We start from the raw sequence: 24,190 nt of genomic DNA, 5'->3' as shown, positions 1-24,190 counted from the left end.
TATTTTGTCGGGTACAAACACTACTTTAGCAAACTGAGCCGCTACATCCTATGCGTAAAACCCTGTGTATTATTATCGTTCTTGCTTTTATATCGGTTTGGCCGGCCTGGTCGGTAGATATTAAGAGCGTAGGCGTTCCGTATGTGCAAAATTATACAAAGGCCCTTTACCAGTTTGGTAACCAAAACTGGTCGGTAACGCGCGATGAGCACGATATTATGTACTTTGGTAATGCCGAAGGCCTGCTCACCTTTGATGGTAAATACTGGCAGCAGTACCACATGCCTAATGGTTTAATTGTACGCTCAGTTAGTGCTGATGGCAAGGGCAGGGTGTATGCCGGCGGATACGGTGAGTTTGGCTACTGGCATAACGATGGTAAGGGCATTTTAAAATACACCTCACTCGTTAACCTGGTACCGAAAAACTTTTTACCGGTAACCGAAGAGATCTGGAAAATATATTGCGATAACAACAGGGTGCTTTTCCAATCATTCGGGGCTATCTATATTTATTCGGCTGGTAAAATTGAAGTGGTAAAAACACATGAGCCGTATTTGTTCCTTTTTAAATGTGGTAGCCGCTTTTTTGTAGAGCAATTAACAAAAGGGCTTTTTGAGCTTAAAGGTTCAAAGACTGAATATATTGAAGGCAGCAATATTTTAGGTGCAAGTGGTGTGTTATCTATTTTGCCATTTCAACAGGGTAAATATCTCATCGGTACGGCAAAAAATGGTTTATTTATCTACGATGGTAAAACAGTTAAGCCATGGGTGAGCCAGGCAAATGATTTTTTAAAAACCTACCAGCTGAATAACGGCGCGGCCATCGCCGATAAGTATTTTGCCTATGGTACCATTCTTAATGGTATTGTGATAGTTGATACTGCCGGGCGTGTAGTGCAGCATATCAATAAAGCCAGCGGTATGCAAAACAATACGGTGTTAAGCCTTTATACCGATGCCAGCCAAAACCTTTGGGCAGGACTTGATAATGGTATCGATAGAATTGAGGTTAACTCGCCTTTGTATTTTTATTTCGACAAAACGGGCAAATTCGGTACGGTCTATTCCAGCATCATTTTTGATAAAAAGATCTATCTCGGCACTAACCAGGGCTTGTTTTACAGCGATTGGCTGCCTGATAGCCATAACAGCCCATTTCAAACCTTTGATTTTAAGCTGATCCCCGGCTCGCAGGGGCAGGTGTGGGATTTGTCGTTACAGGATAACAGGTTGCTTTGCGGCCATAACGACGGAACTTACCAGGTAAACGGAGCTTCCATAAAAAAGATCTCGGATGTGACGGGCGGATGGACTATTAAGAAAATGGCCCCCGATATGCTCATGCAGGGCACTTATACCGGCTTGGTGATCTACCGGAAAGATGCCGCGGGCAATTGGCAATTCAGCCATAAATTAGCCGGTTTCAGTGAGCCTTCACGCTATGTTGAACGTGATGCCAAAGGTCAAATTTGGGTAAGCCATGCTTATAAGGGTATTTATAAGCTCACTTTAAGCGCCGATCAGCGCACTGTGGTATCGCACGTTTATTACGACCAAAAACATGGTTTGCCGGGTAGTTACAACATTAATGTATTTGATCTCGATAACCGCACGGTTTTCTCGTCAGATTTGGGTTTTTATGTGTATGACGATATTACCGACAGGTTTTATAAATATCAGCAGCTTAACAGCAAACTGGGCACATTTGCCACCTCAAGTAAGATCATTAAGGCTATAGGTAAAAAATACTGGTTCATTAACCAGGGCAGGGTTGGTTTGGCCGATATGTCTGTTACCGGGAAGCTAACCATCGATACCAACAGGTTTTCTATCCTGAACGGACAGATGGTACAGCATTATGAAACCATTAACCGTATCAACAACTCAACCTATTTGATAAGTGTTGATGACGGGTTTGTGATATTAAACGATGCAGATGCTCAACTGCCCAATAGGATCAAAATACCTGATGTTTTGATCAGGAGGATAGAGAATGTTACCGATAAGGTATCGTTGATAACTGAAGCAGCAGAACAGAGCAATAACATTGAAATACCTTACGCCGAAAATAACATCCGTATAAGTTATTCTCTGCCTTATTATACCCAGGCTAAAATCAGGTTTCAGTATTATCTGGAAGGCTATTCGCATCAATGGAGCGAGTGGATGCCGCAAAGCCAAAAGGAGTTTACGAATCTTAACCAGGGTACTTATAATTTTAAGGTGAGGGCTAAGATCAATGATCAGTACCAATCCGCCGTTTCAACAATAACTTTTACGGTATTGCCGCCATGGTATGCCGGCAAAATAGCGCTGGTGTTTTATGTATTGCTGGCTGTATTGCTATTTTATGTGATCAGGTATTACTACGGGCTTAAATTGAAAAAACATCAGCAGCAGATTCAACAAAAGCTGCAGAAAGAGAAGGAAGAATTTTTGAAGCAGGAAGCTATTGCAAATGAGCAGCACATCATCAATATAAAGAACGAGCAGCTGCAAGCCGACCTGGCCAGTAAAAGCCGTGAACTCGCAAATTCGGCCATGAACATAGTTTATAAAAATGAATTGCTGCAAAAAATAAGCGACGAGTTAACCCACCTCAAGGGGGGCGACGGTAAGAAGCTTGCCGACGAGCAATTGCGCCGTATCCAAAAAGTGATTGATGAAGGCATGAGCGATGAGCGTGACTGGAACATATTTGAAACCAGTTTTAACGAAGCGCACGAAAATTTCTTTAAAAAATTAAAAGCCGGTCATCCGGACCTTGTACCCAATGACCTTAAACTATGCGCTTACCTGCGCATGAATATGAGCAGTAAGGAGATGGCATCGCTGCTTAATATTTCATTGCGGGGTGTCGAAATTCGTCGTTACAGGCTGCGCAAAAAGCTCAATTTGGAGCATGATAAAAACCTCACCGAGTTTCTCATCGAGCTTTAACACTACATCATTACCTCTCATTGTGCTATTTAGTGGCATTGGGTACTAAGCGGGCTGTGTAGTAGTTGGTTTTATTTTAACTGTCTGTTAAATAGGTGTTTATGTTTTATAAAAACATTTCGTGTGAAAGTATTCTTATGCTGATGTATTAATGTTGAGTTACATTATTTGCTAAAGGCTGATTATCTGTACAGCTTTGCAAATCAATAAACCAATTATTTTTTCAATCCGTATTATTTATTAACCACTATGAAAAGAATATTTACTATTTCAGGGTTGATGTTGTTACTGTTGTTTTGCCATGACGCGGCGTTTGCACAAAACGTTACACTAAAAGGTAAAATAACCGACGGAAAAACAGGTGAAGCTTTAATAGGCGTGTCTGTTTCAGTTAAAGGAACAACTATAGGTACCCAAACAGACGTAAACGGAGCCTTTACCCTCCAGGCACCGGGTAATGCAACTTTATCAATTGCTTATATAGGTTATGCTACACAAGAGGTAGCAGTTAACGGGCAAACAACCATAAACGTAGCCCTGCAGCCAAAGACAAACGAATTGCAGCAGGTAGTTGTTATTGGTTATGGTACGCAACGAAAGCTTGACGTAACCGGTTCGATAGCTACTGTTAAAGGCGCCGATGTTGCCAAACAAGCTTCACCTAACGCATTGAGCGGTTTACAGGGTAAAGTATCAGGTGTACAAATCACCAACAGCGGTACACCGGGTAAATCACCAGACATTACTATTCGTGGTTTAGGTACTATTTATGGTAATACCAAACCGCTGTTTGTTGTTGACGGTGTTTGGTATGATGATATCAGCTTCCTTAATCCGCAGGATATCGAAAGCTTCAGCATTTTGAAAGACGCATCAAGTACAGCTATCTATGGTATCCGTGCAGCTAACGGTGTAGTTTTGATAGGCACCAAACGTGGTACAAAAGGCAAACCGGTTATTAATTATAATGGCTACGTAGGTTTGCAGGCTGTTACTAACCAGGTAAAAATGGCAGATGCCAGCGAATATGCTACCGCGGTAAATGAGCTTTCGGCATTAAACAGCGGTGATCCCATATTCAGCAATCCTTCGTCATACGGTAAAGGAACCGACTGGTATAAACAAATATTGCGCAAGGCATTTACTACAAACCATGAGGCTTCAATAAGTGGTGGTACCGATAAGTATACTTACAACTATTCGTTTGGTTACCTTAACCAGGATGGTTTGGCTAAAACCAATAATTATCAGCGTTACACAGTTCACTTGTCAAATGATTTTAAGCCAACTAAAAACTTAAAATTAGGTTATACAGCAAGTGGCCTGTCTGATGTATCGCGCGATGTAAATGGCGATATCTTCCACCAGTTATTTGGCGCGGCTCCTACACTACCTGTACGCAAAGCTGATGGCAGTTATGGCGACCCTAACGACTATGGTACCGGCGACGGTAATAACTATAACCCGCAAGCCACTATTGATTTCTTTAATCAGCGTACAAAAAACAAGCGTTTTACTTATAACGCTTACGGTGAGCTTACCTTCCTTAAAAACTTCAAATTTAAGTCGAGCTTTGGCGGCGATATCAGCCAGAAAGAAATAAGGGGATATTCTCCTCAATACTTCGCTACCTTAAAACAACAGAGTAATAAAACCAATTTGGACATCAACCATACCGATGTGCGTAACTGGATTTGGGAAAACACCCTTACTTATGATGTTAAAATAAAAGATCATAAAATTACAGCCCTGGTGGGTTACAGTGCCCAAAATAACCGTACTAAACAAATAGACGGTAAGGCCGATTATGTTCCGTATGTGAAAAACGGCAGCATCAGAAGCTCGTTCCCTGATACCACCAATGTAAACTACTTTGCAACTCCGGGCAGCCAGATCCATACCCGTGCATTATCACAATTTGCACGTGTTAACTATTCGTTCAGAGATAAATACTTATTGAACGCTTCTATTCGTCGTGATGGTGCTTCTCAATTTTATGGAGACCACACCTACGGATATTTCCCTTCGGTTGGTGCCGGTTGGGTAATTACCAACGAGGAGTTCATGAAAGACCAGAAGGTATTCAGCAATCTGAAATTACGCGGAAGCTGGGGTAAAGTAGGTAACTCAGGCGTACCTATTAACCCAACCGTACAAGTTATCGCAACTGATCCTTACCTCACAGGTTTATTCGGCAATCCGCTTACTGTTTACCCGGGTGCAAGTATTAACTCTATTGTGCCGCCGTCTATTGTTTGGGAAAAAACAGTATCATCTGATTTTGGTATCGAAGGTGGCTTGCTTGATAACAAGTTAACTTTTGAAGCAGATTATTATAACAGGGAAACCCAGGATGCTATTTTCGCAATCCCGGTGGCTGGCTCATTGGGTACAAATAACAGCTCACTGATAGGTAACCAGGCAAGTATCCAAAACAGGGGATGGGAGTTTTCATTAGGCTGGAGAGATAATCCATCAAAAGATTTCAATTACAGCGTTAGCGCTAATCTCGGCATCAACAACAATAAAGTACTTAATGTTGTAACCGGCCAAAACCCAATTTATGACGGTGGCGAAGGTATTGCCAACGGCGCATTGGCTACCCGTACCGTTGTTGGCCAGCCAATTGGTCAGTTTTATGGATATAAAGTAACAGGTATTTTCCAAACAGCGGCGCAGGTTGTGACTTCAAAACAACCAGGTGCGGCGCCCGGGGACTTCATTTATCAGGATACCAATAACGACGGCATATTGGATAGCCGCGACCGTGTTGCCCTGGGTAGCCCGCTGCCGAAATACAACTATGGTATAAACACCTCTTTCACCTATAAAAACTTCGATCTTGCATTAGATTTTCAGGGCGTAGCCGGTGTAAGTGTTTATAATGCCAATATCGCCTACCGTTTCGGTAATGAAAACTTTACTCAGGACTTTTATGAACACCGCTGGCATGGAGCTAATACTTCAAATACCTACCCTTCAGTAAATGTTGGTAAGAACAGCAATGCCGCTCCTAACTCTTTCTATGTTGAAAGCGGTGCATACTTCAGGATGAGAAATGCACAGCTGGGCTATACCATCCCTGGGAACTTCCTGAAAAAACTGAATATTTCAAAAGTCAGGATCTATGCAAACGCGCAGAACGCCATCAACCTGTTTGGTTACAAAGGCTTCTCGCCGGAGATTGGTGGTGATGTAGGCAGCCGTGGTATTGATGCAAGTGTGTATCCGTTGTTTGCTACCTATAATTTTGGTGTTAACGTTACTTTTTAATCAATATAAAGATGAAAAATAGTACAAAATATTCGCATAAGGTCGTTGCTTTAGGTCTTATCGCTTCAATTATATCGTTTCAAAGCTGTAAAAAAAGCTTCTTAAATGTTGATCCGGCTCAAAATACCGCGGCCACCCAGTTTTTCAAAACCCAGGATGATGCCACAAAAGCGGTTAGCGCCATGTATGCTAACCTGCGCGAGTGGAACAACATAGCCTTTGCACCTATTGCTGTAGAGAGCATGGGCTCTGACGATGTAGAAAAAGGCAGTACCGCCAGTGATGCTACCTTCTTTAATGACTATCACAAATTTACCATTACTGCGGGGGATGCCCAACTGGGTGGTTTCTGGAAAGGTCAGTACCAGAACATCAACTTTGCTAACCAGATCTTGACCAACGTGCCTGGTATCACCATGGATGAAACTTTAAAGGCAAGGTATCTGGCCGAAGCTAAGTTTATCAGGGCTTATTCATATTTTAGGTTGGTTAGGGCTTTTGGCGATGTGCCGCTGCGTTTAACCTTACCTAAAGATGCATCTGAATATAATTTGCCGCGTACAGCAAAAGCACAGGTTTGGGCTGCTATTGAAACAGATTTAACTGATGCCGCTAATGTATTGCCACAAACTTACAGCTCTGCCGATATCGGTCATGCTACAAAAGGTGCCGCTATTGCGTTGCATGCAAAAGTTGCCATGTACCTGAAAAAGTGGAGCGATGTATTGAATTACACCAACCAGGTAATGGGCATGGGCTATTCGTTGTTTCCTGATTATGAACAAATGTTCCGCACCAATCATAAAAATAATCAGGAATCGATATTTGAAATCCAGTGCGCATTGATCCCTAATAACCCGGATGCGTCAAACTCACAATACTCGCAGGTACAGGGTGTACGTGGCGTTACCGGTGGTGGCTGGGGCTTTAATGTGCCAAGTCCGGAGCTGGCAGCAACTTATGAAACCGGCGATCCGCGACGTGACGCTACCATCATTTTCAGGGGCGAAACTACGCCAGAGGGTGATAAGATCCCGGCCAGCGGAGATAACCCGATGTATAACCAAAAATCATACGTTCCTTTTAGCCTGTATGTATCTGGCTTTAATGAAGGCTGCCAGCAAAACAAGATCGTTTTACGCTATGCTGATGTATTGCTGATGAACGCTGAAGCTAACAATGAGCTTGGTAATTCAGCAGCTGCTTTAATTCCGTTAGAGCAGGTCCGCGCCCGTGCCCGTGCAGGAAACAATGCTATTTTGCCAAAAGTAATTACAACCGATCAGGCAACCCTTCGTAAAGCGATATACCAGGAAAGAAGGGTTGAACTGGCTATGGAATTTGAACGTTATTTCGACGTGATCCGTCAGGGTAGGGGTACCGAAGTTTTTGGCTCACGCGGTTGGAAAGCCGGCAAAAACGAAGTTTGGCCGGTGCCACAAAATGAAATTGACCTGAGCGGTGGCGCATTAACACAAAACCCTGGTTATTAATTAGCCAATAAAATACACACAGTTGATTGATGATGAGGTTGCCTTGTTGGGTTTAACGGGCAACCTCTCTTTTTTTAATGAAAACCCTGTTTTTCATATCCAAATGCAAATAGCTTTATGAAAAAACTATTTATTACTCCGGTATTTATATTGGCTGCCATTTGCGCCTTTGCCCAAAAGCAAACAAAAAAATCAGAAGACGGCATTAAGCCCGTTGGTATTATAAAAAACCTTACCGATAGCGCTTTGCTGGATGTAGTGCAGCGCCAAACGTTTCGTTATTTCTGGGACTTTGGTCACCCGGTGAGCGGTCTGGCCCGTGAGCGCAGTAACACTTCTTTCGATTACGGTAACGAGGTGGTAACTACTGGTGGTTCGGGATTTGGCATCATGTCGCTCATTGTGGCTGATAGCCGCAAATGGATCACCCATGAGCAGGCGGTTGACCGTATGGTTAAGATCGTTAACTTTTTATACAAGGCCGATGCTTTTCACGGCGCTTTCCCGCACTGGTTAAACGGCGAAACCGGTAAAGTGATCCGCTTTGGCCGTAAAGATGATGGGGCTGATATTGTTGAATCTGCCTATTTATTCCAGGGTTTATTGTGCGCAAGACAGTATTTTAATGCTGATGCTCCTAAAGAACGCCGCATCCGCGACGTAATTAACTGGATGTGGGGCGAAATGGAATGGAATTGGTTTACCCGCGATGGCCGCGACTACCTTTATTGGCACTGGAGCCCCAACAATGGCTGGGCCATGAATTTTCCGATCCACGGCTTTAACGAATGTTTAATAACTTATGTGCTGGCTGCATCTGCCGAACGTTACCCCGTTAGTGCCAATGTTTACCATAATGGTTGGGCGCAAAGCGATTTCTTTAAAAACGGAAGAACTTTTTATGGCTTTAAATTGCCGCTTGGCTTTGATTATGGAGGTCCGCTATTCTTCTCGCAATATTCTTTCCTCGGCCTTAATCCTAAGGGATTAAAGGATGAATATGCCGACTACTGGGAACAAAATAAAAATCATACTTTGATCAATCATGCTTACTGCGTTGATAATCCTAAAAAATTTAAAGGCTATGGTGAAAATTGCTGGGGCTTAACTGCCAGTGATAACTTTGAGGGGTACAATGCACATTCGCCAACTAACGACCTCGGCGTAATTACGCCTACGGCCGCGTTATCCGCATTCCCATATACCCCGGAATATTCGATGAAAGCGTTGCGTCATTTTTATTATGACCTGGGCGATAAGATCTGGGGCGAGTATGGCTTTACCGATGCCTTCAGCGAGTCGCATAACTGGTACGCCAACTCCTATTTAGCCATCGATCAGGGCCCGATCATTGTGATGATTGAAAACTACCGGACCGGCTTGCTCTGGAAACTTTTCATGAGTTGCCCTGAAGTACAGGGAGGCTTGAAAAAGCTTGGTTTTGAAAGCCCCGCTATCGCGAAAAATTAATTCGGCATAAAAAAATAAACAAAAGGCCGTTAATGGGGTTAAATTTGTTTTGAAATAGCTGCCGATTATATTGGTTGCAAATAAAGAAGCACTTTACACCATGATCAAAACAATACGATTTACAGGAATGCTAAGCTTGTTCTTAGCATTCTCTTTTTTAGCCGGTGCCCAAAACTTGACTTCATTTGATAGAGGTAGTTTCATATCCAGGGGAGATACACTGCCATATCGGATCCTTTTTCCCAAACATTTTAATCCCGGTCAAAAATATCCCTTACTGTTTGTACTGCATGGTTCAGGCGAGCGGGGTAATAATAATGAAGCGCAGTTAGCATATGGCCCTCAAAGGCTTTTGCAGGATAGCTGCAGGGAATTGTATGAATCCATCGTTGTTTTTCCGCAATGCCCGGCAAAAAGTTATTGGAGCAATGTAAAGCAGGTTACGGATTCGGCAACCAATAAGCGCAAATTTATTTTCCAGGAAAATGCGCCGCCAACAATGGCGATGATCATGCTGATGGAACTGGTTGACCAGTTTTTAGATAAGCCATTTGTTGATAAGCACAAAGTTTATGTGGGAGGCCTTAGCATGGGTGGTATGGGGACATTTGAAATCATTGGCCGCGAACCTAATGTATTTGCAGCAGCCTTTGCCATTTGCGGCGGCGATAATACGCTGAACGCGAAGAAATACGCTAAAAAAGTTCCGCTCTGGATCTTTCACGGTAATAATGACCCGGTAGTACCTGCCGATCACTCGCAGGTAATGGTTGATGCTATTAAAGAGGCGGGAGGCAAGCCGCGGTTTACGCTATATCCAGGTGTAGGACACAACAGCTGGGATAATGCGTTCAACGAGCCTGATCTGTTGCATTGGTTGTTTTCGCATAGTAAGTAGAGGCGGGTAACATAAAAATCATATCATTGAGAAGGGAAGACGAAGCAATCGCATACTATACAGGGCGGTCACGCTAAACAAAATGAAAATTGCTTTAAATAAAAATGTCTTTTCGATTGAGCAGAGGTGGGCAATAGCGCTGGGGCGAAAGAGAAATCTCCTTATACACCACGCAAGTACCATAAGCATGTCGGCTCTGCAGGGAGGAGATTTCTCATTCGTTCCCCGCTCGAATGACAATAAATTTGTTGAAAGTTATCGACCTATTCTTCCCCTTCTGATTTCTTGGGAAGATTTTTGGCGTTGAAGCGTGGCTTGAAACCTAATTTAGGTGCAGGAGCTTCTGTAGCTGGTGTCTGTGGCTCTTCGGTCGGCTTATCCTCTTTCTCATCTTCTGCCTGAGCTTCAGTTTCAGTAGCTTTCGGCTTCATTGCCGCTGCATTAAAGCGTGGTTTAAAACCAGGTTTTGGTGCGGGAGGTTCAGAACCCGGTTTTATTTCTTCAATCGTTGGTTGCGGAATCTCGGCTGATGGTTTTACCTCTTCAACTGGTTGTTCCGATTCAGCCGGTTTAGGTTTCATCATGGCCGCGTTAAAACGAGGTTTGAACCCCATTTTAGGGGTAGGTGCTTCGGTTACCGGCGTTTGAGGCTCTTCAGGCGGACCATCCTCTTTTTTCTCTTCAAAAGGCGCTTCATTTTCTACCGGTTTGGGTTTTACCATACCGGCATTAAAGCGCGGCTTAAAGCCCATTTTAGGTGCCGGTGCATCCGCAGGCGGGGTTGTCGGAGTTTCTTCCTTTTTGTCTTCTGCCTGTGTTTCTGTTTCAGCTGCCTTTGGTTTTACCATTGCCGCGTTAAAGCGAGGTTTAAAACCCGGTTTGCCTGGTGTTACAGGAATTTCTGCAGTCGGGGCAGGAGCTTCAGCTTGTTGTTCTTTATCGGTTTCTGAAGATGCCTCGCTTGCTGCCGGTTTAGCCTTTGCCATAGCCGGGTTAAAGCGTGGCTTGAACGCTGGTTTGGGGGCAGTTTCAGGGGATGACGTTGCCGATGTTGTGGGTTCAGCTGCCTGTTGTTTAGATTCTTCAGCAGGAGCTGCAGGTTTTGGTGCGACTGGACGGAACTTCGGCGTAAAGCCAACTTTGGACGGCGTACCGGGTTCTGTCAAACTTTCGGTAATGGTTTGCTCGGCAAGCGGGTTTTGGATATGTGCTTTTTCGGTTTTAACTTCAAGCGGAACCGGGAACCGCCGCCTTAGTTTATTAAACCAGTATTTTTTGGTATGGTCGAAGCTTTTTTCGCCCATCTGTTCAAAGTGATCTTTAAATTCAGAAAACAAAGCAGGTTCGCCCTGTTGCAGGGCGGCAAGGTCAATTCTTTTCTTCTTTAAAAATTCTTCAAAAACCATTAGTCAATTTGAAAATTAGACAATTTGAAAATTTGAAAATGCCAGTTCGATTCTCATTTTCAAATTGGCACATTTTCAAAATCTTCAAATCGATCATAGCGTTACATCCACACCCAGCTTGTTAAAGTGGACGCCTTTTTCGGTCTGGCTCCAGTCTTCACGTTCCTCATCGGTAGCGTTTAATAACTGTGGAAACCATTCCAGCGGGAAAGCCTGCGGCTTGCCACCATCAGTTTCCACAAAAAGAAGGCCGTTAGCAAAGGTAACCTTTACTTTTTTTTCTCCTTTACGTGTGTTGAATAGTGGCATGATGTTTCTTCTTTATGTCATTGCGAGGAGGAACGACGAAGCAATCGCATGCTGTACAGAGCGATGATGCTTCTGTGCGATTGCTACGCTATCGCTCGCAATGACATGGTGTTTATTGTTTGAGTGGAACTAAATCCGAAATCGAAATTCCGGAATCCGATACCAGGATTACTCCGCCATATTATGGTAAACAGCCTGCACGTCGTCGTCTTCTTCCAAACGGTCAATCAGTTTCATAATTTCAGGCACCTGATCTTCGCTAACAGCGTGGAATGATTGCGGGATACGCTCCAGCTTGGCCGATTTTACTTCGATACCCATCTCTTCTAACGCTTTTTGCATTTTACCAAAATCTTCAAAAGCTGTATGGATTACCGCAATATCGTTGCCATTTTCATCGGCTTCAACAAATATTTCTTCCAAACCTGCGTCTATCAATTCAAATTCAAGCTCTTCCAGGTCGCGGTCGCCCGGCTCAAAAGTGAAAACTGATTTACGGGTAAAGATAAAATCAAGCGAGCCGGTTTTGCCTAATGAGCCACCGTATTTGGTAAAGTAGCTGCGTACGTTGGCAACAGTACGGTTAGTATTATCGGTAGCGGTTTCAACCAACACGGCAACCCCATAAGGCGCGTAACCTTCGTAAACAAGCTCTTCGTAATCTTTTTCGTCGCGGCTGCTCGCGCGTTTAATGGCGGCTTCAACACGGTCTTTAGGCATGTTTACAGCCTTGGCGTTTTGTACCGCGGTACGTAAGCGTGAGTTGGTGTTAACATCGCCGCCGCCGGCTTTTACAGCCATTACAATTTCCTTACCTAAACGGGTAAACTGCACTGCCATTTTGGCCCAGCGCTTAAACTTTCTTTCTTTGCGGAATTCAAATGCTCTTCCCATGTTTTTTTAGTTCATTGTTCATGGTTGATAGTGATAGATCAACCTTGTTGTATTACAAAGCTTTGCCTTATAAAGACAAGGCGGTAAATATAATATTTGTTTATATAATGACAGATAAAAACCTTTATCCTTTCGCCTTTAACCTTAAATTATTGTTTTCAAATTGGTCAACATGTCGGCCACCATTTTTGGTAGGTCATATTCCAGTTTCCAGCCCCAGTCGTTTTGCGCGTAACTGTCATCTATTGACTTTGGCCAGCTATCGGCGATGGCTTGTCGCGGGTCGTTATTACTGTAACTGATCTCAAATTTAGGAATCAGTTTTTTGATTTCCGCTGCCAGTTGTTCAGGTGTAAAGCTAATGCCAGCCAGGTTATATGATGAGCGGATGCTGATCTGTTCGGCAGGTGCATCCATCAAACTGATGGTAGCCCTGATGGCATCATCCATATACATCATGGGCAGGGCGGTACCTTCGGCCAGAAAGCTTTCATAGCTGCCTGCTTTTAATGCCTGGTGAAATATATGTACGGCATAATCAGTAGTGCCACCGCCGGGATTAGCTTTCCAACCTATTAAACCGGGATAACGGATACTGCGCACATCAAGGCCGTATTTATTAAAATAGTATTCGCACCAGCGCTCACCTGCAAGTTTGCTAAACCCATAAACTGTATTAGGGTCCATCACGCAATACTGCGGCGTATTATGCTGCGGCGAATGCGGCCCGAAAACCGCTATAGAACTTGGCCAAAAAACTTTACTTACTTTAAACTCAACCGCAAAATCAAGCACATGCAGCAAACCGGTCATATTCAGGTCCCAGGCCATCTTGGGTTTTTGCTCTCCTACCGCCGAAAGAATGGCAGCTAACAGATAAACTTGTGTTGGGCGGTGCTTATCAAATATATGGTGCAGGTTGTCTTTATCAAGTACATTGATCAATTCAAACGGTCCGCTGCTGCCGCGCATAGCATAGGTTGGGCTGTTAATATCCGAAGCTATAACCGCTTCGGCCCCGTGTATATTTCTCAAAGCCATTACCAGTTCGGTACCGATCTGGCCATTGGCGCCTATCACTAAGATCTTTTCGCTCATGCAATTTTGAGTTTACCGCGCAAAGGTAGGAAATTGGTTTATTAAGTGAGTGGTTGATTGGGTTGATTAGGTGAGTGGGAGTGAGTCTGAAGTCTGATGTCCGAAAGTCCAAGCCATTTTAATTTTTCGGACTTACGGACATCAGACTTCAGACTTTTTCCGCGTTAGCGATAGTAGCGGATACCGGCCTGTGGCTAATGCCTTGTGTAGTATGAGCGGATAGCGCGGGCCGCAGGTAACGTCCTGATTCAGTTAGCAGTTTTGATTAGGCAGTTTGCAGTTAGTTTCTGTCTGAACTCGAATTAAACGAATTATTGGAATTTCTGGAATTTTGCCTGGCATTCTATTAATTCACTTAATTCTAAAAATTCCGGTTCAGACAAACTAATCGCTTGCAGAAGTCACAAGTCTGCCACCCGCTGGCCTTCGCTCAAGACTTGCGCCAGTATCGGGATTTCATGCTGTTAATTCTCAAATCCTGAAAATTCTGATTCAGACAACCAACCATTCACTTAATCAACCACTCCCTAATCCCCACAATAACCATAGACTTAATATTTCTCCGATACCAAAAAAATGTGCATATTTGAGGGTTTAACTTTTAAAACACATAATTAATTAAAAACAGGCGCTGTGAAGCAGCCTGATACATTCAAAAACAATTTAAAAAATGAAAGTCGCAGTAGTAGGTGCTACAGGATTAGTAGGCACCAAAATGTTGCAGGTTCTTGCAGAACGCAACTTCCCCGTTACAGAATTAATTCCCGTAGCTTCAGAAAAAAGTATTGGTAAAGAAATTACTTTTAAGGGTAAGCAATTTAAGGTGGTTTCTGTTGAGGATGCGATTAAGATGAAGCCGGACGTAGCAATTTTCTCGGCCGGCGGAAGCACTTCATTACAGCAGGCTCCTTTATTTGCGGCTGCTGGTACAACTGTTATTGATAATTCATCGGCATGGCGCATGGACCCAACCAAAAAACTGGTTGTGCCTGAAGTAAACGCTGATGTACTTACTGCCGAAGATAAGATCATCGCCAATCCAAATTGCTCAACTATACAAATGGTAGTGGCTTTAAAACCACTGCACGATAAATATAAAATTAAAAGGGTGGTAGTTTCAACCTACCAGTCGGTTACCGGTACTGGTGTTAAAGCTGTTGATCAGTTGTTTAACGAGCGTAAAGGTATCGACGGACCGAAAGTTTACCCTTACACTATCGATTTGAACGTGATCCCGCAGATTGATGTATTTACCGAAAACGGTTATACTAAAGAGGAAATGAAAATGATCCTCGAAACTAAAAAGATCATGGGCGATGACAGCATTAAAGTAACTGCTACTACTGTGCGGATCCCGGTTATGGGTGGCCACTCTGAGTCGGTTAACATTGAGTTTGCAAATGATTTTGACCTGGCCGAAGTTCGTGAACTGTTGGCTAACGCGCCCGGCATTGTGGTGGTTGACGATACTGCTAACCTGAAATACCCTATGCCGCTCGACGCGCATGATAAAGATGAGGTATTTGTAGGCCGCATCCGTCGTGACGAAACTCAGGACAATACGCTGAACTGCTGGATTGTATCTGACAACCTGCGTAAAGGTGCAGCTACCAATGCCGTGCAGATTGCCGAGTACCTTGCTGCTCAGCACTTGATCGGTCAGCCGGTTGAAGCGTAAGCAGAATATTTCTTTTCAGAAGAATAGGATAGGGATAGTCGTTTGATTATCCCTATGTTTATGCAGTAATATTTTGTTATGAAAGCCTTGAACCTGATTGCTCTATTCTGTTTTATTACAGTTAATAAACTCGTTGCACAAACACCGCAGGCTGTTGAGTCCGATCTGCTTAAATCATTTAAAAAGATTGAATACTGGCATCAGAAACAAGATACAGGCGACGACGGCGCGAGCGATGCTTTGGGAGATGCTAATGACGAATTTGGCAACAAGTTAAAAAAGTATGCAGAAACTTATCCCGCCTCCATCGGTATGCCTTTTAACTCGCTAAAGAAAGCGCAACTTGATATTTTCACTTCGGCAGATGGTTTGTTCAGGATCTACTCGTGGGAGACCTGGCAGGGAGGTACCATGCGCGATTTTGCTAATGTGCTGCAGTATAAAGTTGACGCTAAAACAAAATCAGTGCTGCTTACCGGGAGCCAGGAAATTTATATACCTTTTTACAGCAACCTGTACACTTTTAAAACGGGCGATAAAACTTACTATCTGGGCATTTACGGCACTATATATTCAAGTAAAGATGCAGGTACCGGTATCAAGGTTTTTGATATAGAAAACGGAAAACTTAATGACGATGTGAAGGTCATCAAAACAGGTTCCGGGTTGAAAAGTAAGATCTATTATGATTATGACTTCTTTTCGGTGGTTGATATCCCGTTTGAAAAACGTCCTACTATCACTTTTGATCAAACAACGCAAACTATATATGTACCCCTGGTAAATGCCAAAGCAGAGGTTACCTCAAAATTTATCACCTACAAATTCAACGGACGGTATTTTGAAAAAATAAAAAGCTAAAAAACAGCTAACTGGCAATCATCGTAACAGAATGTCTGCCGGATTTGCTTTTTTTGTGTATCTTGTTTACCGATGAAAACCTTTAAGTTAATAATTGTTTTCTGCTGCTGTTTTTACTCAGCAAATTTGTTTGCCCAGAGTCCGCAGGCCATTGAAACCGACCTGTTACGGATTTTTAAAAGGGTAAACTATTACGGTACTCACAAAAAAGAGTGGAAAGCAATTGATTCATTAGAAAAAATGAACAAGATCTTCGGTTTTAAGCTGAAGTATTATACCTCCAAATATCCCGGAACTATTAATTATCCATTTACCGAACTGGTTAAAGAACGGGTAGTGATCGCCACATCTGCCGATGGCTTGTTCCGTACTTATTCGTGGGATACCAGGCTGGGCAGCACCGGCTATGATTTTGACAATGTTTTGCAGTATAAGGTTAGCGGCAAAGTATCGTCATCGCTTAAAATGGATTCCGTTGGCAAAAAGCATAACCCGGTTTACTGGTACTCCAAAATCTATACCCTCAAGGCAAACAACAAGGTTTACTACCTGGCGGCGTATAATTCGGTACGTTCCAGTGTTGATGCTACCCAGGGCATCCAGTTTTTTACTGTCGAGAATGGTAAATTGAACGGAGTGGTATTATTGGTTAAAACCCCAACCGGGATGCATAGCAAGCTTTATTTTGATTATAACTTCCTTTCGGTAGTTAATATGAAAGTGATCCCGACTATTTATTATGATGCTAAAACACAAAGCATCCATAGTCCGTTAGTTAATGCAAAACGAGAGGTTACCCGCGACTATATCGTATATAAATTTACAGGTAAGTACTTTGAACGGGTAAAAAATTAACTTTGCCCCATGATCTCTTTCGCCCATCGTGTTTTTATGGAAGTTGCCGCCAACCTGAGTTTCAGTAAGGCTGCCCAGGTGCTGTTTATTACGCAGCCGGCCATCAGTAAACATGTTAAAGCGCTTGAAGATCAATATAAAGTGCCCCTGTTTGAGCGTAAGGGCAACAGTATTTTATTAACCGAAGCCGGAAATAAGCTAAATGAGTATTTACAACAGGCAACAGAGATAGAGCGGAAGATAGAGTATGATCTTTCGGTGTTAAGCAATCTTTCGCAGGCTGCCGGGCATTTGCGTTTGGGCGCAAGTACAACTATTGCCCTGTATATTTTACCTTCGATACTTTCTGGCTTTCAGCGCGAATACGCCAATGTGGATGTACAGCTTGTAAACCGTAACAGCGAGTACATCCTGAACGCTTTGCTAAACCATGAGGTGGATATCGGCATTATCGAAGTTGATAACAAACTCACTACCGTATCATACAAACCATTTATGAGTGATGAGGTGATCCCGGTTTGCTCGGCTAAAAGTCCGCTGGCAGGCAAGTCATTAACATTAAAGCAGTTTGTAAAAACGCCCCTCGCCGTGAGAGAGCGTGGTTCGGGCACGTTGAATGCCGTATTAAAAGCCTTGTCTGCTTTGCATATTAAACCGGCCGACCTGTCCGTAAAGATCCGCCTTGGTGGTACCGAAGCTTTGAAAAACTTCCTGCTGGCCGATCAATGTCTTGGCTTTATGCCGCGCCCGTCAATCATCAGGCAATTGGCCGAAGGTGATTTGGTTGAAGTGCCTATTGAAGGTTTGAAAATTAAGCGTGATTTCTTTTTTATCCGTCGTAAGGGGACAGAGGATTATGGGCTGACAAGTAACTTTATAAACTACGCGTTGCAGCATATTGGACACTCATCTGAATAATAAGTACACAAAATCGGCAGAAAAAAACTTTGTGTTTTCGCCTCTCTGCGAGAAAACTATTTAAGAAGCCTAATTCAAGATTGGTACTAATCAAGTTATTATAGTCTCTTTTAAAATTCCTAAAACCATCCTTATTTTTGCCTGTATTTATATTGTATTTAATTTTTATAATCATTAATTAATAAATTATAAATTATGGCAAGTTTAAATGGTCGTAAGGTGGCAATCCTTACCGAAGAAGGATTTGAGCAGGTTGAATTAACAAGCCCAAAACAAGCCCTTGAGCAGGCAGGTGCAACAGTACATGTGATATCGCCCAAAGGCGGAAAGATCAAAGCCTGGGATAAAACCAATTGGGGTATTGAGATCAATGTTGATAAACAGCTTCATGAAGTAAGCCCTGATGATTACGACGCGCTGGTTTTACCAGGCGGCGTGCTTAACCCCGATAAATTGAGGCAAAATAAAGACGCCGTTGCCTTTGCATCTGCATTTTTGGATGAGGGCAAGCCGCTGGCAGCCATTTGCCACGGCCCGCAATTGCTGATAGAAACAGGTATGATCAACGGGAGACGGTTAACTTCATACCCATCGTTACAAACCGATCTTAAAAACGCCGGGGCCGATTGGGTTGACGAAGAAGTGGTAGTTGATAATGGCCTGGTAACAAGTCGCCGCCCTGACGACCTGGAAGCATTTAACCGTAAAGCTATTGAAGAGATAGGCGAAGGCGTTCATCATGTGTAGCCCCACCCAACCCTCCCCGGATGGGGAGGGCTTTATTATGTATTAAAAAGTCTCCCCATCCGGGGGAGATTAGAGGGGGCTTGCTTATCTTTACCCCATGCCTCTCCCCAAAAAAGCTTTGATTATTGGCGCCGGTATAGCGGGTATTGCGACAGCTATCCGCCTGGCGGTAAAAGGATATCAGGTTGAGGTTTATGAGGCTAATAGTTACCCCGGCGGTAAGTTGAGCCAGTTTGAGCAGGATGGTTACCGCTTTGATGCCGGGCCGAGCCTGTTTACCATGCCGCAATATGTCGAGGAGCTTTTTAAGCTGGCCGGAAAAACCCCGTCTGATTATTTCAGGTATCAAAAGCTGGATGTTGTTTGCAGGTATTTTTATGAAGATGGTACGCGTTTAACCGCCTACGCCAATGCAAGCAAGTTTAGTGATGAGATACAGGAAAAGACAGGAGAACCTGCCGCAGCTGTAAAGCATTACCTTGATAACAGCAGTACGGTCTATAATATTACCAATCATGTTTTTTTAGAGCGCTCATTGCACCGGCTCAAGACATACCTGTGCTGGGATACGGTTAAATCAATATTACGGTTTGGTAAGATAGATGCCTTTCGCACTATGCACAAGGCCAATGAGGTCTTTTTCAAGGATAAAAGGATAGTGCAATTTTTCGACAGGTATGCAACCTACAACGGTTCAAACCCTTATAATGCGCCGGCCACGCTGAACGTAATCCCGCACCTGGAGCAGCATTTTGGCGCTTATTTTCCGGAGAAAGGGATGTATAATATCACTTCTTGCTTAGTGGAGCTGGCCGAATCATTAGGTATAAAATTTCACTACAATAACCCGGTAGCAGAAATTGCATTGCAAGGACATAAAGTAAGAGGGATCAAGACGAATGATGAAGTAATTGAAGGGGATCTTGTGGTATCCAATATGGATATCTGGTTCACCTATCACAAGTTGCTAAGCAGTCGTCCCAAACTTCACCCTCAAAAAATATTAAACCAGGAGCGAAGCAGTTCGGCCCTGATATTTTATTGGGGGATCCGGGATCAGTTCAGCGAGCTTGACCTTCATAACATTTTTTTCAGTGCTGATTACGAGGCCGAGTTTAATCACATTTGGAAGGAAAAAGAGATTTATCACGATCCAACCATCTACCTCAACATCAGCTCTAAATATAAACCAGACGATGCTCCCGAGAGTTGCGAAAACTGGTTTGTAATGATCAACGTACCTGCTAATACCGGGCAGGATTGGGATGCACTGATAGCCGGGGCGAGGGAAAATGTATTAAATAAGTTAAGCCGTTTGCTAAGTAAAGACATCCGTAAACTTATTGCTAATGAAAGCATCCTTGATCCGCGGAGCATCGAAAGCCGCACGTCCTCGTACCAGGGCTCGCTTTATGGTACCAGCTCCAACAGCCGGTTTGCAGCATTTTTACGGCATGCCAATAAATCCTCAAAAATAAAAGGTTTATATTTTTGCGGGGGAAGCGTACACCCGGGAGGAGGGATCCCGCTGTGTTTGCTGTCGGCAAAAATTGTGAGTGAGTTGGTTGATTAGTTGATTAAAGGAGGAAGATTGGAGTTTAACTTACCAATATCCCCCCCCTTTTGGCTATCGGCCGCCGGTTTAGTATGGCATGACGAACATGCATGAATTTACAACCATCAACTCCCTTTCCTTTTTCTCCCGTTATAGCTTGTTATGGTTACCTCTGCTATATTGGCATCCAGTTCCAAGATCCTTGACGATTGCGATAGGTAGGTTGATCCATAATAAAATTCAATATGCTTTTTGCCTCCGTTCTTGAGCGTAATATCAGCATAAAAATCATCGGCCTTTAATTTAATATATCGCCTGGCAGAATTAACGCCCGTTTTGCGGAATACTTTAATGCTATCCTGATTTTGGGTAGCTACTAAAACCCCGCTTCCTTTTGCCGATTGCACACTTGCCAGCCCTTTACCGTCGCCCGCAATATAAATGCCGCTATTAGCTACTGATAGCGGAGCAAAGCTGCCTTTTCCATTGCCTTTCATATATAAACCCATAAAGGCATCATGCCTGCCGGTAAAAGGTTCCATGCCAAAGTCGTTACCAGTCATTATCAGGTCGAGATTGCCATCGTGGTCAACATCTTCAGCTATCATGCCGTACACCGGGGCCATTTGTGCATCTTGCGGTAATGCACTGATACTAAAAGTACCAGTGCCTTTGCCGGTGATAAGGCTGGTGTTCATATCTGTAGCTTTAAGTACCACAGCACCTGCTTTGTCTTTTTCGCTCCAAAGATCATTCATCGTCGCATGACCAAAGCCGCGGTAGCTTGGATATTTTTTGCGGATGGAGATCACCTGGCTGATGAGGTCATCGCGGGTATGCATGGGGAAGGGTTTCTGTGAGCCGTCCTCATCCTTCATAAAGCAAAATATCATGGCATCGAAGGAGCCGTTACCATCCAGATCTTTACCCATAATGGTCATGGGTTGCTCAAATGATGCTTTGTAGTTTGAGTTTTGGCCCAGGTTACCGGCTACGTAATCAATGTTGCCATCGTTGTTAAAATCCCCGGCAACAATGCTGTTCCACCAGCCCACATGATCATCAATGCCCGATTTGATTTTGCTAAGGCCATGGCCGGTGTTTTTGTAAAAGGTAACCGGCATCCATTCGCCAACCACCACCAGGTCCGCCTTGCCATCCTTGTCAAAATCCGACCAAAGCGCGTCGGTGATCATGCCGCCATGTATCAGTTCGGGGCAAAACTGGCTGGTAACATCGGTAAATTTACCATCATCGTTCCTGAGCAAATGGCTAACGGGTGATGAAGGGTAAGCGCCTGAAACCGATCTTGAACCTACAAAAAGGTCAAGGTCTCCATCGCCGTCAAAATCGGCGGCGCGAACGCATGAACCGTTATCGTATTCCACTGGCACCGCGGCAAGGTCGCGGGTGAAATGGCCTTTTTTATCGTTGATGTAAAGCCTGTCCTGAGCCGTGGTATGCCCTTTCTGGAATTCGTAACTACCACTTGCGATATACAGATCAGGGAAGCCATCGCCATTGGCATCAAACAATAATGCACCCATGTCTTCCTCTTCTTTAAAATCTTCGTGCATAAAACGGTTGTTATCCCTAGCGAAATGACCGGTTGCATCCTGCATAAAAAATACCCCTTTGTTACCTGCTGAACCTCCTATAAAAAGGTCATCGTAACCATTGCCATCCACATCGCCAACGGCAATAGCCGGGCCATACTGGCTTAGCTTGTGCGGCAGGGTAGGCTGGATATTATAATCGATAGCGTCTTTTTCCTGGTGCACGTATTTTATGCCTGTTTGGTTGTTAGCCTCCTGAAACACCGGGATGATTTTGCCGGATGCCTCTGGCGGGAAATAGCCCGACGCGTTTTTATATTGTAATGTAAGTGTTTGGTTTCCCTTAACATTGGTAAGCAACTGGGTTTTACCATCGGGCCAGCGTACTCGCAATGAATCGACAAATGTAGTGGCCCCTATGCCAAAATGCCCGCGGGCATCATCCGTACTCATATAGCCGCGACAGGGTTGCTGGTCATAAAACTGCTGCTTGCCTTTGTAATAGATACGGATGGTAGCACCAATACCGTCAATATTTTTGCTGTCGCCCTGTAGTGCAACAGTTAGGTAGTGGTGATCTTTGGCTACCTGCGTTTTGCTGTTAGCCGTGTTTTCATAAATAAAAGCATCGTCGTCGATATTATTGATCACGAGGTCAAGATCGCCGTCATTATCCAGATCGGCATAAACGCCGCCGGTTGAAAAGGTAGGTTTCACAATTCCCCAATCTTTCGATTGATCTTTAAACAAATACCCGCCCGCATTCCTGAAAGCATAGCTCGGCGTTTTTACAACCGGAAATGAATCGGCAGCAGCTAAAGTAGTATTCTCTTTAACGGTACGGCCCTGATCGTTACTGTACAGGGCGTGATCAAGGTCCGTAACATCGCGGGGATAACCGTTGGTGATCATCATGTCACGATAACCGTCGTTATCAAAATCGGCCACAAGGGGTGTCCAGCTCCAGTCGGTTTGATAAACACCGGCCTGGTAAGCTATTTCGCTGTATTGCGGATGGCCGGCAGGAGTTTGTCCCTGATTAAGCTGCAGCACATTGCGGATGTACTGGTGCTCGTATTTAAACTTGTTATTGTTGATATAGGTAATGTAATTATCGCCTACAAGCATCGTTTTTTTACGTACGTTTTCTTCGGGCAGCATCTCTAACGATACCAGGTCGGCCTTGCCATCATTGTTGATATCAACCATATCCGATCCCATTACCGACCAGCCCGTGTGTTTAAAATACTCGCCCGCGCGGTTGCTGAACGTGCCGTTTTTATTGTTCACCCACAGTACATCGTTCGATATAAAGTCGTTACCTACATAAACATCCGGCCAGCCATCGTTATTCACATCGCATATGGAAACCGAGTTGCCAAAGCCCTCTATCAATATCCCTGCTTCTTTGGTTACATTGGTGAAGGTGCCATTTCCGTTGTTGCGGTAAAGGCGGTCGTTATTCTGTGCGCTGCCATCAGTTAATTTGGGGCGATAGGCCACTGGTGTTTCTTTGCCTAAAAAATTGGTGAGCAGGTACATGTCAAGGTCTCCGTCATGGTCGTAATCAAAAAATACAGCCTGTGTGCTGTAGCCGGTATCCTGCAAGCCATATGCTGCTGCCGATTCTTTGAAGGTTGGCACGCCATCTTTATTGGTTGCCTGGTTGATGAAAAGCAGGTTTTTGCGGTGGCTGGGATCGCTTTTAAATGATGAGCAGACGTATATGTCCGGCCAGCCATCGTTATTGATATCAACTACTGATACACCTGCGTACCAGTCGCCATTACCGGCTACACCCGCTACATCGGTAACATCTTTAAAAGTAAGTGAGCCTTTGTTAATGTATAATTTATTGGCGACCATGTTGCCGGCAAAGTAAACATCGGGCAGGCCATCATGGTTAAAATCGCCAATACCAACACCGGCGCCATTATACAGGTAGGGGTGATTAAGTATGTTGATGCTGTCACTTTCGGTAACGGTATTTTTAAAATCGATACCTGTTTGTGAAGCATCGAGCAGCTTAAAGAGCGTTGGGCCCGATGACTTTTTTGAACATCCGGCACCAAAAAAAAGTAACAATAAGGTAGATAGTTTAAACGCTTTGGGTAAACTTTTTATCATGCAGATATGGTTAATAATTGATTGATGGTTTATGCTTTGGTTAAGCTTTAACTTATTGGTTATAATGCAATAAGCCACTGTAAAGAAAACGGATTTTACAATTCCGG

At 43.8% G+C, this 24,190-nt stretch carries 16 protein-coding genes; 11 read left to right on the top strand and 5 right to left on the bottom strand.

Going from position 1 to position 24,190, the window contains the following annotated elements; translation table 11 throughout:
- The first annotated feature begins 50 nt into the window (after window positions 1-50).
- The 5 genes from ACP26M_RS17025 (at window position 51) to ACP26M_RS17005 (ending at window position 10,079) form a co-directional block, all read left to right on the top strand.
- Window positions 51-2,945, top strand: a complete 2,895-nt coding sequence (locus ACP26M_RS17025) for a triple tyrosine motif-containing protein (RefSeq protein WP_426581704.1) — start codon at window positions 51-53, stop codon at window positions 2,943-2,945.
- 249 nt (window positions 2,946-3,194) lie between these two features.
- Entirely contained in the window at window positions 3,195-6,218 is a 3,024-nt protein-coding gene (locus ACP26M_RS17020; RefSeq protein ID WP_426581702.1) for a SusC/RagA family TonB-linked outer membrane protein, read from the top strand.
- A gap of 11 nt (window positions 6,219-6,229) precedes the next feature.
- Complete coding sequence (locus tag ACP26M_RS17015) at window positions 6,230-7,711, top strand: RagB/SusD family nutrient uptake outer membrane protein (protein WP_426581700.1); 1,482 nt, start codon at window positions 6,230-6,232, stop codon at window positions 7,709-7,711.
- A gap of 117 nt (window positions 7,712-7,828) precedes the next feature.
- A complete protein-coding gene (locus tag ACP26M_RS17010; protein WP_426581698.1) occupies window positions 7,829-9,181 on the top strand; it encodes a glucoamylase family protein in 1,353 nt (450 codons plus the stop codon).
- Between the two features lie 100 nt (window positions 9,182-9,281).
- Window positions 9,282-10,079, top strand: a complete 798-nt coding sequence (locus ACP26M_RS17005) for a prolyl oligopeptidase family serine peptidase (RefSeq protein WP_426581696.1) — start codon at window positions 9,282-9,284, stop codon at window positions 10,077-10,079.
- Between the two features lie 263 nt (window positions 10,080-10,342).
- Here ACP26M_RS17005 and ACP26M_RS17000 read toward each other — a convergent pair whose 3' ends face one another.
- The 4 genes from ACP26M_RS17000 to ACP26M_RS16985 form a co-directional block, all read right to left on the bottom strand.
- Window positions 10,343-11,485, bottom strand: coding sequence for a hypothetical protein (locus ACP26M_RS17000; protein WP_426581694.1), 1,143 nt, complete (start codon window positions 11,483-11,485; stop codon window positions 10,343-10,345).
- Between the two features lie 93 nt (window positions 11,486-11,578).
- Window positions 11,579-11,794, bottom strand: a complete 216-nt coding sequence (locus ACP26M_RS16995) for a DUF2442 domain-containing protein (protein WP_426581692.1) — start codon at window positions 11,792-11,794, stop codon at window positions 11,579-11,581.
- A gap of 168 nt (window positions 11,795-11,962) precedes the next feature.
- Window positions 11,963-12,688, bottom strand: a complete 726-nt coding sequence (locus ACP26M_RS16990) for a YebC/PmpR family DNA-binding transcriptional regulator (protein WP_090534133.1) — start codon at window positions 12,686-12,688, stop codon at window positions 11,963-11,965.
- Between the two features lie 144 nt (window positions 12,689-12,832).
- Window positions 12,833-13,786: an NAD-dependent epimerase/dehydratase family protein gene (locus tag ACP26M_RS16985; RefSeq protein WP_426581689.1), complete on the bottom strand. Its 954-nt coding sequence runs from the start codon at window positions 13,784-13,786 to the stop codon at window positions 12,833-12,835.
- A 670-nt stretch (window positions 13,787-14,456) separates the two neighbouring features.
- Here ACP26M_RS16985 and ACP26M_RS16980 point away from each other — a divergent pair.
- The 6 genes from ACP26M_RS16980 (at window position 14,457) to crtD (ending at window position 20,418) form a co-directional block, all read left to right on the top strand.
- Window positions 14,457-15,464 (top strand): aspartate-semialdehyde dehydrogenase, encoded by a 1,008-nt coding sequence (locus tag ACP26M_RS16980; RefSeq protein WP_090534105.1) that lies wholly within the window; start codon window positions 14,457-14,459, stop codon window positions 15,462-15,464.
- Window positions 15,465-15,542: 78 nt separating this feature from the next.
- The gene (locus ACP26M_RS16975) at window positions 15,543-16,325 is read left to right on the top strand and encodes a hypothetical protein (RefSeq protein ID WP_426581687.1); all 783 of its coding nucleotides are present in this window, start codon (window positions 15,543-15,545) and stop codon (window positions 16,323-16,325) included.
- Window positions 16,326-16,397: 72 nt separating this feature from the next.
- Window positions 16,398-17,180, top strand: a complete 783-nt coding sequence (locus ACP26M_RS16970) for a hypothetical protein (protein WP_426581685.1) — start codon at window positions 16,398-16,400, stop codon at window positions 17,178-17,180.
- Between the two features lie 9 nt (window positions 17,181-17,189).
- Window positions 17,190-18,098: a LysR substrate-binding domain-containing protein gene (locus ACP26M_RS16965; RefSeq protein WP_426581683.1), complete on the top strand. Its 909-nt coding sequence runs from the start codon at window positions 17,190-17,192 to the stop codon at window positions 18,096-18,098.
- 195 nt (window positions 18,099-18,293) lie between these two features.
- Window positions 18,294-18,845 (top strand): type 1 glutamine amidotransferase domain-containing protein, encoded by a 552-nt coding sequence (locus ACP26M_RS16960; RefSeq protein ID WP_426581681.1) that lies wholly within the window; start codon window positions 18,294-18,296, stop codon window positions 18,843-18,845.
- Window positions 18,846-18,942: 97 nt separating this feature from the next.
- Window positions 18,943-20,418 (top strand): 1-hydroxycarotenoid 3,4-desaturase CrtD, encoded by a 1,476-nt coding sequence (gene crtD / locus ACP26M_RS16955; protein ID WP_426581679.1) that lies wholly within the window; start codon window positions 18,943-18,945, stop codon window positions 20,416-20,418.
- A gap of 107 nt (window positions 20,419-20,525) precedes the next feature.
- On the opposite strand, the gene ACP26M_RS16950 is transcribed toward crtD, so the two are convergent.
- Window positions 20,526-24,083 (bottom strand): VCBS repeat-containing protein, encoded by a 3,558-nt coding sequence (locus ACP26M_RS16950; protein WP_426581677.1) that lies wholly within the window; start codon window positions 24,081-24,083, stop codon window positions 20,526-20,528.
- Window positions 24,084-24,190: the final 107 nt, after the last annotated feature.

It is taken from the genome of Mucilaginibacter sp. R-33 (genome assembly GCF_049949235.1).
GTDB lineage: Bacteria > Bacteroidota > Bacteroidia > Sphingobacteriales > Sphingobacteriaceae > Mucilaginibacter.
The sequence above is the reverse complement of the archived record's forward strand: the minus strand, read 5'-3'. Positions and strand labels throughout refer to the sequence as shown.

Bases quoted from the DNA above. Each gene is read 5' to 3' on its own strand.
- ACP26M_RS17000 (WP_426581694.1), bottom strand. From the start codon at position 11,485: ATGGTTTTTGAAGAATTTTTAAAGAAGAAAAGAATTGACCTTGCCGCC.
- ACP26M_RS16965 (WP_426581683.1), top strand. From the start codon at position 17,190: ATGATCTCTTTCGCCCATCGTGTTTTTATGGAAGTTGCCGCCAACCTG.
- ACP26M_RS17010 (WP_426581698.1), top strand. From the start codon at position 7,829: ATGAAAAAACTATTTATTACTCCGGTATTTATATTGGCTGCCATTTGC.
- ACP26M_RS17015 (WP_426581700.1), top strand. From the start codon at position 6,230: ATGAAAAATAGTACAAAATATTCGCATAAGGTCGTTGCTTTAGGTCTT.
- ACP26M_RS17025 (WP_426581704.1), top strand. From the start codon at position 51: ATGCGTAAAACCCTGTGTATTATTATCGTTCTTGCTTTTATATCGGTT.
- crtD (WP_426581679.1), top strand. From the start codon at position 18,943: ATGCCTCTCCCCAAAAAAGCTTTGATTATTGGCGCCGGTATAGCGGGT.
- ACP26M_RS16985 (WP_426581689.1), bottom strand. From the start codon at position 13,786: ATGAGCGAAAAGATCTTAGTGATAGGCGCCAATGGCCAGATCGGTACC.
- ACP26M_RS16980 (WP_090534105.1), top strand. From the start codon at position 14,457: ATGAAAGTCGCAGTAGTAGGTGCTACAGGATTAGTAGGCACCAAAATG.
- ACP26M_RS17020 (WP_426581702.1), top strand. From the start codon at position 3,195: ATGAAAAGAATATTTACTATTTCAGGGTTGATGTTGTTACTGTTGTTT.
- ACP26M_RS16960 (WP_426581681.1), top strand. From the start codon at position 18,294: ATGGCAAGTTTAAATGGTCGTAAGGTGGCAATCCTTACCGAAGAAGGA.
- ACP26M_RS16975 (WP_426581687.1), top strand. From the start codon at position 15,543: ATGAAAGCCTTGAACCTGATTGCTCTATTCTGTTTTATTACAGTTAAT.
- ACP26M_RS17005 (WP_426581696.1), top strand. From the start codon at position 9,282: ATGATCAAAACAATACGATTTACAGGAATGCTAAGCTTGTTCTTAGCA.
- ACP26M_RS16990 (WP_090534133.1), bottom strand. From the start codon at position 12,688: ATGGGAAGAGCATTTGAATTCCGCAAAGAAAGAAAGTTTAAGCGCTGG.
- ACP26M_RS16950 (WP_426581677.1), bottom strand. From the start codon at position 24,083: ATGATAAAAAGTTTACCCAAAGCGTTTAAACTATCTACCTTATTGTTA.
- ACP26M_RS16970 (WP_426581685.1), top strand. From the start codon at position 16,398: ATGAAAACCTTTAAGTTAATAATTGTTTTCTGCTGCTGTTTTTACTCA.
- ACP26M_RS16995 (WP_426581692.1), bottom strand. From the start codon at position 11,794: ATGCCACTATTCAACACACGTAAAGGAGAAAAAAAAGTAAAGGTTACC.